Origin of the sequence: Advenella sp. FME57, from assembly GCF_014897675.1 — a bacterium.
In the GTDB taxonomy this organism is placed as follows: Bacteria; Pseudomonadota; Gammaproteobacteria; order Burkholderiales; family Burkholderiaceae_B; genus Advenella.
Genome location: NZ_JABUXU010000007.1, coordinates 84,711 through 99,713 on the forward strand (window position 1 = coordinate 84,711; position 15,003 = coordinate 99,713).

The following is a 15,003-nucleotide window of genomic DNA, read 5'->3' on the forward strand; positions in this document are numbered from 1 at the left end:
CGTTAAATTTTGATCGTAGCTCTCAAATGCTTATCATTTATGCAGCAAACATGACCGTTTTACCTGTAGCCCTTTATTTCTGCAATTAGTGATATACCCTAGCAATACTTGTCCATAATCCGTTTAAAACATCGTCCAAATATATGTTTGGCGCTGCCGTTATTGGCGCGATCGGCTCAGGACGGGCCCGTCAATGGATCTTGCACAACCTTGCTCCACCATCCCGGACGAACCCTGTCCGGTCAAGAGGCATGAGCGCCAGGGCAAGCTGAATGGCCAAGAGTGCAGACTTCTGACAACGTTTTCAGCGTTCCCCAATGCATAACGTTCCAATAGCGTTTACGGATTTCATGTCAGATTCATATTTCGAGGGAACCCGGTAGACATGTCGCCAGCATCGCCATTGAGCAGCATGTCATGAAAACGCCCCAGTTCACTTTTATGCAATATATTGATTGGGCAGGCTATTTGCCGGGCATATTGCTCAAATTGAGGATTCAATACACCGTCCCGAATATGCTGTGGCATCCCGGCATTAGGGAAAAATGGCTGAGTTTTGATCAAAACCAGCCGTTCAGCCTTCAGGTGATTCGCCAACCAGGCTGCGATGCAATCAGACGACATATAAACTGAAGTCATTTCGTCAGCCTGTTCGCGCATCAGGTATAACGGCATCCAGACTGCGACGCCGCCACGCTGCAGAACATTGCGAATTGCACTGGCATTAACAACTGGAGTCAGCTGTGGTGACAATCCCGTGAGCATCAGGCCGTATTGTGCCCTTGCCAGCACCAGCATATTGTGTGTTACCAGACTGTCAAATCCCCACTGCTTTTTCATGTCGCGAATGAATTCAACACCGCGCCATCGGCCGGGAACGATAATGACTCTGCCTCCTCCCAAAGCTCCAAGCTGCGCAAGCCACAGGTTCAAGGTTCTATCGTGCGCCAGATTACCATCAAGCTTTACAACCCACATACTCCCCCCTAGCGTCAGATTATTCTTTTTTGCAAGACGAACGCGTTACCACAATCCGTGGCCCTGCATCCACTGCGATTTTCTTGATGACTCGTGTTTGATTCAAGTCCACAACCACAACCGAATCATCAAACCAACTGGCTACATAAGCACGGCCGCCAACAATGGCTACGCCCTCAGGGTAGCGTCCGACTTTGACCGAATTCTTATCGACGCTGCCGTCCGCACTGATCCGCTGAAGCACGCCCTTTTGCTGTGCTGTTGCCCATACTTGCTTGCCATCGTCGGTAACGGCCATGCCATATGGCATGGCCTCCATCTTGACCCGCCATGTCTCTTTCAGTGAGTCTGCCTCCAAACGGCTTATGGTGTTATCCTTGACGTTGGCCACATATATCTGCCCCTCATGCGCTACCAATGCAAATGGAGAGGCGCCCACAGCAACACTGGTGATGGGTTTCCACGCTTTCGCATTAACCACTGAAACTGTTGCGCTGCCCCGATCTGCAACAAAAATCCGCTCGCATGCCGCATCCAGCGTCAAACCTGCCGGTGCTTGTCCGACAGCGATCCGCCCCGTTTCCGTGCCGTCATAAGTACTGATCCGCACAAGCGCATTTCCTTTCCAGTCGGATACAAAAAGAGATTGTTCATCGGCAGACAGCGCTACCGCGAAAGGCTCTCCCGGAAAGTCATAGACTGCCTCTACTCGCTTGTCTGCCAGATTCAGCACAGAGATCTTTGCGCTATCGGGATGCGTCACATAACCGCGCCGACCATCCCTGGACACGGCAATGAATACCGGCTTTTCCGGCACCTCGACACGCGCCTGAACTTCGTTGGTGTCGACATCCACGATACTGACAGTATTTCCATCCTGGCTGGCCAAATAAACATACTCTTTGACCCTGTCCGCCGACGATGCGTTGGCAAGACAGAAGATCGACAGTCCAGCAATCGTGCCAAAGGACCTCACCAGTACGTTTATATAGCCAGCAACCATACTATTTACCCTCTACAGTCTTCTTCAAACCGGCAAGGCCGTCCTTGTAGATTGCCGTCATGGCGGCGATCGCCGATTCATCATTCAGATTCTCCGGTGGTTCATTGCTCGTGTCTCCTCGGTAAAATCGGCCAATCCAGGACACTTTGCTGCCATCGCCGTCAGCCTCCACCGTCATGGTCGCTGAGTAGGAGCTGACAGGAAGCGCCTCAAGATTTTCGCCATCCATCCTATAGCTGTACGAATGCGCTGCTGCATCATATTCATCCAGGCTTTCCTTGATAACACCTTTCTCAAGCGTCAGCTCACGCACGGATCCGGGCTCATTGCCCTTGTCTGCGGAACTTTTACTCACGTCCGGATGCCACTTTGAAATTTCTCCGAACGCACCCGCCGTCTCCCAGACTTTTTCCACAGGAGCGGAAATACTGATACTTTCTTCGACTTTTTTGGGTGTCGGACCATGAGCATAAGCAGGTGCCAGGGCCGTTGCCAAAAACAGCACAGTAACGATTGTTGATCTAATCAATGAAATCTCCTTAGGGAAGTGAACGAAACGGGTTTGCCCCGGCGCCGTGAAAAATTCGCTGCCGGGTGCAGCCGACGTCTGGCGCCTGCTGTACGGTTAATAAGATAAGCGGATAAATAAAAGACGATAAGCAGCACCCAGGCCAACCCCGCCAGGTAGGGAGCCAACTGAATCGGGCTCAACACTTTATGTTTTTTGGCATTTGATATGATTGACTCGGTCAGCGCACCGGAACCCCCTAATGTTGCATAGGTCATGCCATGAGCCGTTGCCAGTGTTCTTAAATGCGATTCTTTAAGTGAGGACAAGTGCTCGTTCCCCGTTGCGGCGCTTGCGCCAAAAGGTGCATTTCGCGCATGCCAGCCCTCACGGCTAGACGCATCTGCCGGTGGCGGGCCACTGCGATTTTCCTGCTCAACCTCATCGGCGCCGAAAAATCCAGTCTGATGCCCTGTCTCGTCAAATTTCGGTATGGGCGAGGGGTTCCTGCCTCCCACGCCAACAATCAGACCGGCCATTTTTTCGGAAGCACCTTCTCGTGCCGCCGCCGTCTGTGTATTCAGCGTCTGGGCCCTGACCTGGGCTTCGCCCTGCAGCATCATGTGTCCGATTTCGGACTGGGCCGCAGGTAATGGCGGCGCCTCGTGCCCATCACTTAGGAAAACCAGACTTACTCCCAGGCTATCTGCAATTTCCAGCCCTGACTCAAGCCCCTTGGTGATGTAACTGTCGCCTTCCCATGCCATTCGCCAGTCCAGCTCATCCAGCGTGGCAGAAAGGGGGGCAAAGTTTTCACAAACCTCGACCGGTTCGAGCAGCAGAAACGAGCGTCTCTCGGAAAATACAGCCAGGCCGGCGCGGCTGCCGCAAGGCAGGCGAGCCAGCGTTTGCTTCAATTTGAGTCGAACTTCATCAAGCCTGCTGTGCAAATTGCCCTCGACGCCGTAATCACGTACGTTCATGCTGCCGGTAATATCGATCACGAAGAGCAGCTCCGGCCTGTCCTGCTCGGCATTCATTTGAGGCCTGAAGCAGCCTGCAATTGCCAGACAAAACACGGCAGCCAACAGCCAGAACCGATAGTCGAAGACAGATGCCGGCATTATGGCAGCCCCTTTGGCAAGCCGGGTAAGTCGGTCCAGAGACGCTTGGGCGTTTCCGGCGACTCCTCTTCATCCGAAATTTGTCCCTCGGGCAGGTCGCGCACGAGCCGCGAAGCAATGTCCAGATTATATCGGGCGTTCCAGAAAGACGGATCCAGTCTTAATGCCCTTATATAGTACTCTTTGGCCAGTCGAACCGACGATGGCGCCTCTTCTGTTTTGCTGCTGCCAAGCAGTGCAATGGCAAAACGCAGCCGTGCATTCCCCATGTTGTACAGCGCCTGCGCGGCGATGAGACGATCCTTGGGAGATGCCGCAGATCCGTCTGCATGCACAGCGCGCCCTGCAAGCAGCTCAACCCACGGCAATGCGTCATCCAGGCGACCGATTGCAGTCAAAAACCGCAAGCGGGCAAAGGACACCTCGGGCGCAGCCTGCTCCGAAACGGCAATATCATTGCGATTTTCCAACTGGCCAATGACGGCATTCTCTGCCTGTGTTCTATGTAAAAAAACCAGTGCAGTAATCATACCGGCAATCGCTGCCGTCAGCCCGAGCCATAAAACCCAGGTATACAGCTCGCCGAAATATTTCGGATGTGATGAAGCGCGCTTGCGCTCCTTGCCAGAGCGTGAAGTATCAACCATTTGCGCTCCTTGTCGCGCCAGCGCCAACGACTCGTTGCGCGCAATGCACCATCAACAGGACCATCAGAATCAGGGCAACAAGACCTGACAGATAGCCGGACAGATCCGTGCGCGGAATGTGTTCGGTATATCGCAGTGGCGCTTTCTCTAGCTTGTCGATTTCACCCAGCGCGGCCGCCACATCATTGGCATTTTCCGCTTCAAAGGCCCGATAGTTAATACCGAGAGACTTGAAAAAGATATCAAGATGGCGTTCCGGCATCGCCTGTGGGGTGTCTTTGTCAGGGTCGGAGGGGGCATCCCAAATACCTGCTGCACCCGCTGTCCGCAGAAACAGCCAATATAAGCTTACCGGACGGGTTGCCAGCGCTTTTTTCAAAGCGTTCTGAACCCGCATATCAATCACCGCCGCTCCGTCAGACACCAGAAAAATCACTCTGGAAGCAAGCGGATCATTATCATTGTCAAACTCGGACAGCGCCAAGGCAAGACCGCGACCAATGTCGGTATAGGACAAGCCTGGGCGGTCGATGGCATTAATGGCAGCATCCACCGCCTCAGGTTTGTCGGTAAGCGGCAATACATAGAGCGGCATGGTGGAAAACGCCACCATGCCAATGCGATCCTGTTCGCGCTCGCCGGCAAAGCCTTTGAGCAATCTTTTTGCCGCCGCCGCCTTGGATTCTTCTTGTCCCGTTGGCATCCGCCCCGCGAAACTGCTGTTCATGCTGGAACTGCGATCAATCAGCAATACCATATGTGCGCCAGACCCAAGTTTCTGGATAGTTCCTCCTTTCAAATGGACGCCTGCCATGCAAAGAACCAGTGCAAGTAAAGCCAGACAGCCCAAAACCCGTAGCACGATATCAACGGTGTCGGAAAATCGGTCAGCTTGGGCGGTCCCAAGCCAGGGCCAATCTGACACTTGCCGGGGACGAAGAAAAAATGGCAGCAGCGCCAGTGGGGCCAGCAGGAGAAGATACGGCAAATCGACCGCCAGGGTACTCCACAGAAATGTCATAAGCCCCCCCTTTCTGCCGTGGCCAATTGTTTGGCAATTCGGAGCAGCCCGGACCGTGTCAGCTCAGTCAAGGCCACTGGCTGGTCATTGCCGAAGAAGGTGCGAGCCGACGCGGCAAAGAAAAGTTCAATCTCGTTCTGCAGCGGCTTCAGTCCGGGGTGTTGCCGGACGAAGTCGGGGACGTCGCTCGATAGCAGGCGTCCTTCATTACACGTGTCTAATGCACGATGCAGTTGAATCAGACTATGTCGGTATGATTCAGAGTCCGATGCACGCGCCTGCTTTTTGATTGCACGATACGCTTTTGCAAATGGTCTGGCCCGACGACGGTGAAAAGGCCATATGGCATAATGAACCGCAAGTGCAAGCAGCAATCCCAGGGCGAGCAGACCCAGGCCCGTGGCAACGGCCCTTAGCCGCTTCTCGCCAATCTGCCATGCCGGCGCATCAGGCTGAATTTGCTCTGAAACAGATGTGCCCGATTGGGCGACTCCGCGCAAGGGCGACATGTAAAATACCAGGGGGGCAATTCGTACCGACTCCGACTGCGAACTCTCGCTAAACAGTACATCCAATGCTGGAATTTCCCGCTGATTCACATCCAGCGGAACATAAAACGTCTGATAATTCAGTGTCAGCGTGTAACGCGTGCCTTCTCCCGACTTGCTTTGGGCAACGTCTATTGAACGCAGATCAAGCCAGTAATTCAACGGACCTGGCTCGGGTAGCGAAGACTGCTGTAGCGTCCCGCCAATACTGTCAATATAGATCGTAACAGGTACCACATCCCCCAGTATCCATCCGGCGGGTTTGGGTGGAACCACCTGCACCTGGGTCACTTTGGCGTGCAAGGAACCGAATGAAGCAGCAAAATACAAAGCGGCAATAAAAAGCAGAAAAGGCCATATCCGTCCTCTCATTATGCCTCCTATCGCTCAAGCAGATATGTGTTCAACGCCTCAATATCCAGCCCGTGGGTTATCTCGAACGGGCGGTTTACATATTGTCTGAAGATGCCATTGAGGCGCGCGCGCCGTTTTTCTGCCTGATCAAGCCAGCGTCGCTTCAGCGAAGGTCGAAGAATAACAAAGCGTCGCTGGCCCGATTCCAGATCAGCCAAATCAGTGAACCCCCACTCGGGCAGCATGGAAACCGAGTTATCTTCCAGGACAACCGGGATGACATCATGAAACGCCAGTGTTGCCAGTGCCTCTTCGATTTGATTGTAAGGAAACAAAAAATCCGAAATAAGAAACACCAGCTTGCGTGCCCCCGTTAAATACTCTGCAGCCCTCGTCAGGCCCGCCGCACTATCGTCCGTCGGCGGTACTCTGGATAAGCGATCGATGATAGCGCTGGCGCCGGCACGATTGCGCGTAGATAGCAGGCTGCTTTCTTCATGAACATCGTTGCCACAGGCATAGAGGCCAAAACTATCGCCATTTCGATGCGCCGAACGTGCGAGAATATCGCAAAATTCTGCCGCCATAGCCAACTTGCTCGATGCCCCATCACGCCAGGCCATCGATGAAGAAACATCCACCAGCGCGTACACTGTGACCGAAACACGCGGCTGGTACTCTCTGACGTACCACTGTTCAAACGGGTCCCGCATACTTCGCCGCAAATCCAGCCGTCGGATATCCGGTGCGCGTTCAAATGGTATCAAGCCGCGAAACATCCCCGAAGCCGCACCGCCCGACCCTCGATGACTGCCCGGATAAACGCTTTGAACGCGCCATCGCAACGAATAGTCGATCGCCGCCGTGTCCGATGGCAGGCTGACTGACGCAGTCATGGAACCGCCACTGTCGAAAAAATCTGCCGACAAAGCTCCGGCACTATAATATCGCGTCTTGCCTCATAGATCGGGTTCAGAAAAATACGGTGTCCGACAGTTTCGTAAAAGACTTCGCGTATGTCCTCAGGCAAAACAATATCGCGTCCCTCAAGCCAGGCCCTCACTTTTGCAGCTCGAACCAGCACCGCCATCCCCCTGGGGCTGGCCCCACCCTTGATGAGTCTGGCACTGTCTATGCCCGCGATTTCAATATCTGATCGTTCCGGATAGCGGATCGCCTCCCACAACGTCACCACATATTCCTGCAGTGCATCACTGGCGTGTACGTGTTGCTGGATCCGCACCGCAACCGTATTGAGCATGGCATGATCCAGCACGCCTTCGGAAACTTCCTCGATAAGCGCATCGACGTCGTGATATCGGGGATTGAAAATCAGCTCGCGCCGCAATTGTCTATCTTGAGGCGCCTCGACGGGCACTTCCATAAAAAACCGGTCACGCGCCGCCGCCGGCAGCTCAAAGGTCTCTTCCTTCTCAATCTGATTGCGATCTGCGAAAACCTGTACATTGGGAAGCTGAATATCTTTATTGAAGGCGTTCACGGCTTTTTCTGCCATCAGGCGAAGTAAAAGCGAGTGGACCTGTGGTCTGGCCCGATTAATCTCGTTGAAGAAAAAGACGGATATGTTCTCGCCATGGGACAGCAAAGGACCGGGTTCAACCCTGGGCCGCCCTTCTTCATTTAAGTAGGTATGATAGATGAGATCTGAGGGCATCAGGTCAATGGTGCCTTCAACCCGGCTGTAAGCGCCCCCTATAGCACGCGCAACGGCCCGCAGCATCAGGGTTTTTCCAACGCCAACATCCCCTTCCAGCAACACATGGCCTCTGGCAAAAATAGCAATCGTGATTAAACGGATGGTCCGGACCTGACCAATCGCGGCCTTGGCTACCTCCTGCTCGAACAACAGCGCGCGCTGGCGCCATTGAACCAGATCAATGCTGTCATCGGCAGTGCCCTGAACCATGAAACTCTTCTCCCGAAAGGCCATATCACGTCAATACTAAGAGACGGTGAAACTCAATTTCTTGTTGTTCATCGCGAACGATCCTGAACCGTGAAGACGGCCCAGGATACGCACGTCTGTTCCATGTACTGTTATGACGCGGGAATCTTTTTAACGTCGTATTCGAACTTCCCGGTTTTCTTGAAGTTTTCCACCCGAAGTTTGTTTCGCTGCTCCATACCCTGGATGCTTTCCTGCTGCTTGGCCACTTCCTTGGGATCATGCTTAGGGTCATATTTTGATCCCTTCACCTGATCCGGATATCCTGGTTTCGGCTCCCAGCAATTGCCAGGCGCCTTGCATTTTGTACCATCGTATGCAAAAACACTTGCCGAGCCTAGAGCCATCATTGCAGCTCCGGTCAATACAAGCGCGGAACGTATTATAGACTGTCTCATCAGTTTCTCCTCTTTTGTGTTCACCTGTCTGTCGGCACCAGCTACCGATTATTACAGGTTCCAATTTCCCGCGTCTTCAACGCAAGATCTGCCATCCGCCGATTGGCGGACTATTCTTTGTACGGCTTGAAGTTCTTTCTTTGCTCTTCAGTCAGCCAAGTGGCATCTTCGCCTTTACCCGTATACAAATGCCTTACCCAAGCCATCGTGTGAAGTATTTCGTCCTGTGTCAAAAACTCGTTCTGTGGACCCATTTGACGGGTGGCACCGCCGAAAATCACTTCAAACATGGCTTTATCTTCGTCTAGCTCGTAATGCCAGTTACCATGATTTAACGCCGGGCCAATTTTCCCCTCTGCAAGGTGTCCATGGCAACCAGAACAGGATGTATTGTAAATATCCTTGCCTTTGGCCAGGGCCTGCTTATCTTCGTTATAAGGATTCTGTCCAGTCTGCATAAATTGCTTGACTGCAGGAGTATCACGTCCCTCTTCCTTTCCCGATTTCAAGTCCAGCGGCTCACCGGTAACAATATTAATAAATGGCATCTGCTGGGCAACAACCGGCGCAACGCAAACCGTGGCAATTGCTGCACAACATAAAAGACGCTTGATCAATGCTTGCTTCATCATACTGAGGTCATCTCCTAGGATTTTAATGATGTGTATCTGAACGCGGTCGGCCGAAAAACTATGATTCTATTGGGAGCAAGGGGATACCCTCATCTTCCAGCACCTTAGTAATTTGCGATTGCTCCTTTGCAATCGCGGCATCGATCTGCTTCAATATCTCGCCGTCACTTTTTCGCACAGCCATAGACTGTGAATAATTGAATTCGATTGTCTTGCCTTGTCCGTCAGCCACACGATCTTCTGGTACAAATTCCATCGTCAGCGGAACGCTGGAGGCTTTGACGTAACGCCCTACTTCGGCGCCATATGCAATGGCCGCGTCAGCCTTGCCCTGAATCACTTCATTGACCATCCGTGATGGATCAAGCCGAACATATTGATTCCGCGGCGACTTGAAGTTTATCAACGAATACATGTAGTTCATATTGGTCTCGTACTTGCCAATAGCCTTGAGAATTAACTCTGCAGGCGAACCTACGGATATGGCAATACTGACAAGTTTTTCCAGCTGCCCGTCTTCCCAATCCTTGATATGAATATTTCTATCCGTACGTGTGACAAAAACATATCCAGTACGGTAGTATGGTTTGGACGTGAGTACACGTTCGTCGCCGGTGTCCAGGCCCATCACAACGTCGCATTGGTTCTTATCCAGAAAATCCCGCACAAGATATATGGCCGGTTTTTCTGTATAGACGAATACCGCCTTGCGATCCATTGCCTTGGCAATGATCTGGGCTACCTTGTTTTCAAAACCAGATCCATCCTTGCTGGTATACGGATTTTCATTTGCTGACGCACATATGCGCAACGTATCCGGAGACGCGGGAATTTCTCCGGCCACCTGCTGCGCACTACTGGTTCCTGCGAACAGTACCGCTACAAGCATAGCCGGAGCCGATATACACAAACCGGTCCACTTCTTACGCGTCACTTTCAGCATATTTGTCTCCAATATCTCGACCTTATAGTCGATTAATCTACGTTTTTTTGTTTCCCCCGCCATTTCCAAAGAAATGGCGGGTTCTGCCTACTTTACTACTTACTGTGCCTTGGCCTTGCCGGCATCTTTACTATCCGATGCCGCAGGTTTGGCTGAAGTATTCGCAGCATATTCGCCATGGTTCGGATCGTCATATGCACCCTTGCCGTCAAGCGAGAACACCATTACGCCACCGCCCATCGCGGTATAGTGCTGGATGTTTTTGAACGCGCCCACGGAACCCAGACCTGCTGTCGGATCATCAAGATCAAACACCAGACCCACACCAGGCCAGCCGCCTACGCCGTAGAAAATAGCAACATACTGAACACCGTCATGCATATATGTCATTGGATGACCAATCACGCCAGAAGGCAGTCGATATTTCCAGACCAGTTTGCCATCACGACTGTCACGCGCTTTCATATAGCCGTCAAGCGTACCATAGAACACCAGATCGCCTGCCGTTGCCATCGTACCGCCCCACACTGCAAAGCGTTCCATGACTTCCCAGTCAAACTTGCCGGTGATGGCATCGTAAGACTTGACTTGACCCAGACCTGTATAATTTTGGCGATCGCCTTTAGGACCAGGATACATACTCAGGGTTGCACCCACGAAGAACTGGCCAGCGCGATAAGGCAGCATGAACGGTTCCCAATCCATACAAATATGGTTGATGCCCATGTAGAAGCGTTCCTTCTTCGGATCATAGGAATCATGCCCCTGGTTGTGGTAACCCATGGCGGATGGGCAGATATCGCGACCCTTATGGTCCATCCTGGTGCCGAACTCGGGATCACGCAATGGAATCCCTGTCTCCAGATCCACCTTCTTGACCCAGTTCACCGTATCGTCCATCTTATCGGCCGATACCAGTTCACCTGTCTCGCGATCCAGCGTGTAAATAATGCCGTTTCGATCTGGGTGGGTCAGCAGCTTGCGCATTTTGCCATTTTTGTCTTTCTGCTCGCTGAGCATCATGACGTTCACACCAGCGTAATCCCATTCATCATGGGGTGTTTTCTGGTAGGCAAATTTAGCCTGACCTGTGTCAACATCCCTTCCCCAGATTGCCATTGTCCATTTGTTGTCACCAGGACGCATGGTTTCATTCCATGGCGCCGGGTTACCGGTACCGAAATACACCATGTTGGTATCTGGATCATAGGCATACCAACCCCAGTTCGTACCTCCGCCTATCTTCCAGGCATCACCTTCCCAAGTTTCTGTACCCAGACCTTTCTGTCCATACTGCGGCGTTTTTTCGTTGAAGTTGTCGGCAAGGATAATATCCTCATCCGGGCCCGTCGCATAAGCGCGCCATTTTTGCTCACCGGTCTTCACGTCGTAGGCTGTTACGTAACCACGCACACCCAGCTCTGCGCCAGACGAACCGATCAGAACAATGTCCTTGACCACATAAGGCGCAATGGTCAGCGTGGAACCCACTTTATAATCAGAGTTCTCGACTTTCCAATACTCTTCTCCAGTTTCTGCATTTAGCGCAACAACGTGCCCGTCAAGCAGTGTCTTTAAAATCAGCGCCGGCGTTTTACCGTCGCCAGGCCAGTAACCCAAACCGCGGTTAACCACGTCACAACATGCGACAGAGCGCGCTGCGGCACTTTGCTTTGGCACGTGTTTCCACAAAATTTTGCCGGGCTCTTTGAGATCGACCGCATAAGTCGTATTGGGAAATGGCGTGTGAATGTACATCACATTATTCACTACCAACGGCGTGCCTTCATGGCCGTTCAGTACTCCAGTCGAAAAACTCCAGGCAGGCTTCAACGTCTTAACGTTGTCAACGTTAATCTGCTTCATCGGACTATAGTTTGTCGCACTATAGGTTTTTCCGGGCAATACCCAGTTTTCATCGCTTTTTGAAAGCTCTATAAGTTTGTCGTTGGCATGCGCAAAGGGGAGTGCGACCCCCATTGCGAGCGTAATAGAAAGCAGTATTCGCTTCATATATTGTCTCCGTCCTTTTTGCTTCGAAGTATAGTTTCGTTATCACTAAAGTGTCTCCAGGTGATAACACCCCTGACAGTGCGTTTAGACTCCTCGCCCGGCTTCTTAAGCAATATCCATACCAGTCCGTTTTTTTTACAGGTAAACCCTTAGAACAACAACGAATATCCGCAAAGTTTTCGTTAGCGAACACATATAATGCAGATAAAGCCAGGGTGTGAAGATATTTAGCGGTTACAGAGCCTGCCGAAATTGAAACAGCTTGCCCACAACCGCCAACTGATGTGACGCATGCGTGACAATGTGTTCCGTTACGCGCTCACGCCCAGACGTTGATCAGGGCGGCGCCATCGCTGATCAAAAATGCCTTCAGGCCCAGGGCAGCGGGCGCCAGCTTTTTGGTACGCAGATGCGCAACGCGCCACTGCCGCAAAATAGGCGTACCCTGGATATCCAGCAAAGCCAGGTGCCCTGCGGCAAGCTCATGCCGTACCGTACGCAATGACAGAAAGGTCAGCCCCATGCCCGCCATCACCGCCTGCTTGATGGATTCATTGCTGGGCATCTCCATCACAATACGCGGGCTGATGTTGTTCTGGGCAAAAATGCTCTCCATGGTCGCCCGTGTTCCCGAGCCGGCTTCTCTCACCACGAAATCGATATCATTGAAAATAGACAGCGGCGCCTGGCGACGGCGTGACAGCGGATGCTCCGGCGCGCTTACAAAACCGAGGGGATTGGTGGCAAAGGCCTCGGACAGACAATCGAGCCTTTCGGGCACCCTGCCGGTTATGGCCAGATCCAGTTCATTGCGCTCAAGCATATTGAAAATCTGATCACGATTCTGAATCTGCAGCGCGATTTCGATGCCGGGGAAACGCTTGCGAAAATGCACCAACAGCATGGGGACAAAATATTTTGCAGTGCCCACGATGCCCAGATTGATGCGCCCGCGCTGCAACCCTTTCAATCCTTCAACCACATCGTCAAGCTGACTGAGCTGCGACGTTGCCGCAATCGCGTATTGCTCAACCTCGCGCCCGGCGGCGGTCAGGCGGATCTGCCTGCCATTGGCTTCCACCAGCGCGATGCCCAAGGCGTCTTCCAGTTGTCGCAGCTGCGTCGAGACTGCCGGTTGCGTCACATGCAGCTTCTCTGCAGCCTTGGATACAGACTCGGCACGGGCCACTTCCAGAAAGGTATCCAGCTGTCTCAGTGTGTAACGTCGCATAGTGATGTATAAGCCTGTGCTTATGTTTTCTTCGATATTTATTATTAGACCTCAAGCATGACCATTTGTATAGTTTGTTCAACCGGTCAGACGCAGCATCCTGCCGGCTTGATCATGCAAGGCACTCAGGAGATAGACAATGAACGATATCAGCAACGTCCAGATCAGGGATCAGAAAAAACGTTATGCAGCCGGTGTACTCAAATATGCACAAATGGGGTATTGGGATGGCGACTACGAACCTACGGACACGGATATACTCGCGGTGTTTCGCATCACACCGCAGGACGGCGTTGACCCCATAGAAGCGGCTGCCGCCGTTGCCGGAGAATCATCAACAGCAACCTGGACCGTGGTCTGGACCGACAGGCTGACTGCTTGCGACAAGTACCGTGCCAAAGCATACAGGGTCGATCCGGTGCCCAACAACGAGGAGCAATATTTCTGCTATATCGCCTACGACCTTTCTCTGTTTGAAGAAGGCTCTATTACAAACGTGACGGCGTCCATCATCGGCAACGTGTTCAGCTTCAAGCCGCTGAAGGCGGCCCGACTGGAAGATATGCGCTTTCCCGCCGCCTATGTGAAAACCTTCGCCGGCCCGCCAACAGGCATTATTGTGGAGCGCGAACGCCTGGATAAATTCGGCCGCCCGTTGCTGGGCGCCACCACCAAACCCAAGCTGGGCCTGTCCGGACGCAACTATGGTCGCGTGGTATACGAAGGGCTCAAGGGTGGTCTGGATTTCATGAAGGATGATGAAAACATCAACTCGCAACCCTTTATGCATTGGCGCGACCGCTTTCTGTTTGTGATGGATGCAGTCAACAAGGCATCGGCCGCGACCGGCGAAGTCAAGGGCAGTTACCTGAACATTACCGCCGGCACCATGGAAGAGATGTACCGCCGTGCCGAGTTCGCCAAAGAGCTGGGTTCGGTCATTGTGATGGTCGATCTGGTGGTCGGCTGGACCGCAATCCAGTCCATCTCACACTGGTGTCGTCAGAACGACATGATTTTGCATATGCATCGCGCCGGCCACGGCACCTATACCAGACAGAAAAACCACGGCGTATCTTTCCGGGTCATTGCCAAGTGGCTGCGCCTGGCCGGCGTGGATCACCTTCATGCAGGAACAGCGGTCGGCAAACTGGAAGGCGACCCGATGACCGTGCAGGGCTACTACAACGTCTGTCGCGATGCCTATACGCAAACCGATCTGCCGCGCGGCATTTTCTTCGATCAGGACTGGGTGGCGTTGCGCAAGGTATTGCCGGTGGCCTCCGGCGGCATTCACGCCGGGCAAATGCACCAACTTCTGGATCTGTTCGGTGATGACGCAATCCTGCAGTTTGGCGGCGGCACCATTGGCCACCCCGATGGGATTCAGGCCGGCGCAGTGGCCAATCGTGTCGCACTAGAATCGATGGTGCTGGCACGCAACGAGGGGCGCAATATTGCAGAAGAAGGTCCGCAAATTCTCAAGGATGCTGCAAAGCACTGCGGCCCATTGCGTGCCGCCCTGGATACCTGGGGTGAAGTGACCTTCAACTATCAGTCCACTGACACGTCCGACTACACCCCCGTGCCGTCTGTTGCCTGAAATAACAGATGCAATAGGCAAACACGCAGGCCAA

Annotated in this window: 15 protein-coding genes; 1 reads left to right on the forward strand and 14 read right to left on the reverse strand. The window is 52.8% G+C overall.

Features of this window, described 5'->3' with window-relative positions:
• Positions 1 to 348: 348 nt before the first annotated feature.
• From INT32_RS09900 to INT32_RS09965, 14 genes are all read right to left on the reverse strand, one after another.
• Positions 349 to 978, reverse strand: coding sequence for an aspartate kinase (locus INT32_RS09900; RefSeq protein WP_193088573.1), 630 nt, complete (start codon positions 976 to 978; stop codon positions 349 to 351).
• Between the two features lie 19 nt (positions 979 to 997).
• Entirely contained in the window at positions 998 to 1,981 is a 984-nt protein-coding gene (locus tag INT32_RS09905) for a YncE family protein (protein ID WP_193088574.1), read from the reverse strand.
• A 1-nt stretch (position 1,982) separates the two neighbouring features.
• On the reverse strand, positions 1,983 to 2,510 hold the full coding sequence (locus tag INT32_RS09910) for an SRPBCC family protein (protein WP_226816854.1): 528 nt from the start codon (positions 2,508 to 2,510) through the stop codon (positions 1,983 to 1,985).
• Positions 2,507 to 3,613 (reverse strand): vWA domain-containing protein, encoded by a 1,107-nt coding sequence (locus INT32_RS09915; RefSeq protein ID WP_193088575.1) that lies wholly within the window; start codon positions 3,611 to 3,613, stop codon positions 2,507 to 2,509. Before INT32_RS09915 ends, INT32_RS09910 begins: the two co-directional genes overlap by 4 nt.
• Positions 3,613 to 4,260: a hypothetical protein gene (locus INT32_RS09920; RefSeq protein WP_193088576.1), complete on the reverse strand. Its 648-nt coding sequence runs from the start codon at positions 4,258 to 4,260 to the stop codon at positions 3,613 to 3,615. The genes INT32_RS09915 and INT32_RS09920 overlap by 1 nt, the downstream gene beginning before the upstream one ends.
• Positions 4,253 to 5,281, reverse strand: coding sequence for a vWA domain-containing protein (locus INT32_RS09925; protein WP_193088577.1), 1,029 nt, complete (start codon positions 5,279 to 5,281; stop codon positions 4,253 to 4,255). Before INT32_RS09925 ends, INT32_RS09920 begins: the two co-directional genes overlap by 8 nt.
• Positions 5,278 to 6,201 (reverse strand): hypothetical protein, encoded by a 924-nt coding sequence (locus tag INT32_RS09930; RefSeq protein ID WP_193088578.1) that lies wholly within the window; start codon positions 6,199 to 6,201, stop codon positions 5,278 to 5,280. The genes INT32_RS09925 and INT32_RS09930 overlap by 4 nt, the downstream gene beginning before the upstream one ends.
• 8 nt (positions 6,202 to 6,209) lie before the next feature.
• Positions 6,210 to 7,079: a DUF58 domain-containing protein gene (locus INT32_RS09935; protein ID WP_193088579.1), complete on the reverse strand. Its 870-nt coding sequence runs from the start codon at positions 7,077 to 7,079 to the stop codon at positions 6,210 to 6,212.
• On the reverse strand, positions 7,076 to 8,110 hold the full coding sequence (locus INT32_RS09940) for a MoxR family ATPase (RefSeq protein WP_193088580.1): 1,035 nt from the start codon (positions 8,108 to 8,110) through the stop codon (positions 7,076 to 7,078). Before INT32_RS09940 ends, INT32_RS09935 begins: the two co-directional genes overlap by 4 nt.
• Positions 8,111 to 8,241: 131 nt before the next feature.
• Positions 8,242 to 8,547 carry a methanol dehydrogenase [cytochrome c] subunit gene (locus INT32_RS09945; RefSeq protein WP_128394667.1) on the reverse strand — a complete coding sequence of 102 codons (306 nt, stop codon included), beginning with the start codon at positions 8,545 to 8,547 and terminating at the stop codon, positions 8,242 to 8,244.
• 110 nt (positions 8,548 to 8,657) lie between these two features.
• Positions 8,658 to 9,179 (reverse strand): cytochrome c(L), periplasmic, encoded by a 522-nt coding sequence (gene moxG / locus INT32_RS09950; protein WP_128394668.1) that lies wholly within the window; start codon positions 9,177 to 9,179, stop codon positions 8,658 to 8,660.
• Between the two features lie 58 nt (positions 9,180 to 9,237).
• Positions 9,238 to 10,185 (reverse strand): methanol oxidation system protein MoxJ, encoded by a 948-nt coding sequence (gene moxJ / locus INT32_RS09955; RefSeq protein ID WP_226816855.1) that lies wholly within the window; start codon positions 10,183 to 10,185, stop codon positions 9,238 to 9,240.
• Between the two features lie 36 nt (positions 10,186 to 10,221).
• Positions 10,222 to 12,135: a methanol/ethanol family PQQ-dependent dehydrogenase gene (locus tag INT32_RS09960; RefSeq protein WP_128394669.1), complete on the reverse strand. Its 1,914-nt coding sequence runs from the start codon at positions 12,133 to 12,135 to the stop codon at positions 10,222 to 10,224.
• A 319-nt stretch (positions 12,136 to 12,454) separates the two neighbouring features.
• A complete protein-coding gene (locus INT32_RS09965) occupies positions 12,455 to 13,366 on the reverse strand; it encodes a LysR family transcriptional regulator (RefSeq protein WP_193088581.1) in 912 nt (303 codons plus the stop codon).
• 139 nt (positions 13,367 to 13,505) lie between these two features.
• Between INT32_RS09965 and INT32_RS09970 the strand changes: the two genes are divergently transcribed.
• Positions 13,506 to 14,969 carry a form I ribulose bisphosphate carboxylase large subunit gene (locus INT32_RS09970; RefSeq protein WP_193088582.1) on the forward strand — a complete coding sequence of 488 codons (1,464 nt, stop codon included), beginning with the start codon at positions 13,506 to 13,508 and terminating at the stop codon, positions 14,967 to 14,969.
• The last annotated feature ends 34 nt before the right edge of the window (positions 14,970 to 15,003 follow it).

Bases quoted from the DNA above. Each gene is read 5' to 3' on its own strand.
- INT32_RS09935 (WP_193088579.1), bottom strand. From the start codon at position 7,079: ATGACTGCGTCAGTCAGCCTGCCATCGGACACGGCGGCGATCGACTAT.
- INT32_RS09920 (WP_193088576.1), bottom strand. From the start codon at position 4,260: ATGGTTGATACTTCACGCTCTGGCAAGGAGCGCAAGCGCGCTTCATCA.
- INT32_RS09900 (WP_193088573.1), bottom strand. From the start codon at position 978: ATGTGGGTTGTAAAGCTTGATGGTAATCTGGCGCACGATAGAACCTTG.
- INT32_RS09925 (WP_193088577.1), bottom strand. From the start codon at position 5,281: ATGACATTTCTGTGGAGTACCCTGGCGGTCGATTTGCCGTATCTTCTC.
- INT32_RS09965 (WP_193088581.1), bottom strand. From the start codon at position 13,366: ATGCGACGTTACACACTGAGACAGCTGGATACCTTTCTGGAAGTGGCC.
- INT32_RS09970 (WP_193088582.1), top strand. From the start codon at position 13,506: ATGAACGATATCAGCAACGTCCAGATCAGGGATCAGAAAAAACGTTAT.
- INT32_RS09940 (WP_193088580.1), bottom strand. From the start codon at position 8,110: ATGGTTCAGGGCACTGCCGATGACAGCATTGATCTGGTTCAATGGCGC.
- INT32_RS09915 (WP_193088575.1), bottom strand. From the start codon at position 3,613: ATGCCGGCATCTGTCTTCGACTATCGGTTCTGGCTGTTGGCTGCCGTG.
- INT32_RS09945 (WP_128394667.1), bottom strand. From the start codon at position 8,547: ATGAGACAGTCTATAATACGTTCCGCGCTTGTATTGACCGGAGCTGCA.
- moxG (WP_128394668.1), bottom strand. From the start codon at position 9,179: ATGATGAAGCAAGCATTGATCAAGCGTCTTTTATGTTGTGCAGCAATT.
- INT32_RS09930 (WP_193088578.1), bottom strand. From the start codon at position 6,201: ATGAGAGGACGGATATGGCCTTTTCTGCTTTTTATTGCCGCTTTGTAT.
- moxJ (WP_226816855.1), bottom strand. From the start codon at position 10,185: ATGGCGGGGGAAACAAAAAAACGTAGATTAATCGACTATAAGGTCGAG.
- INT32_RS09905 (WP_193088574.1), bottom strand. From the start codon at position 1,981: ATGGTTGCTGGCTATATAAACGTACTGGTGAGGTCCTTTGGCACGATT.
- INT32_RS09960 (WP_128394669.1), bottom strand. From the start codon at position 12,135: ATGAAGCGAATACTGCTTTCTATTACGCTCGCAATGGGGGTCGCACTC.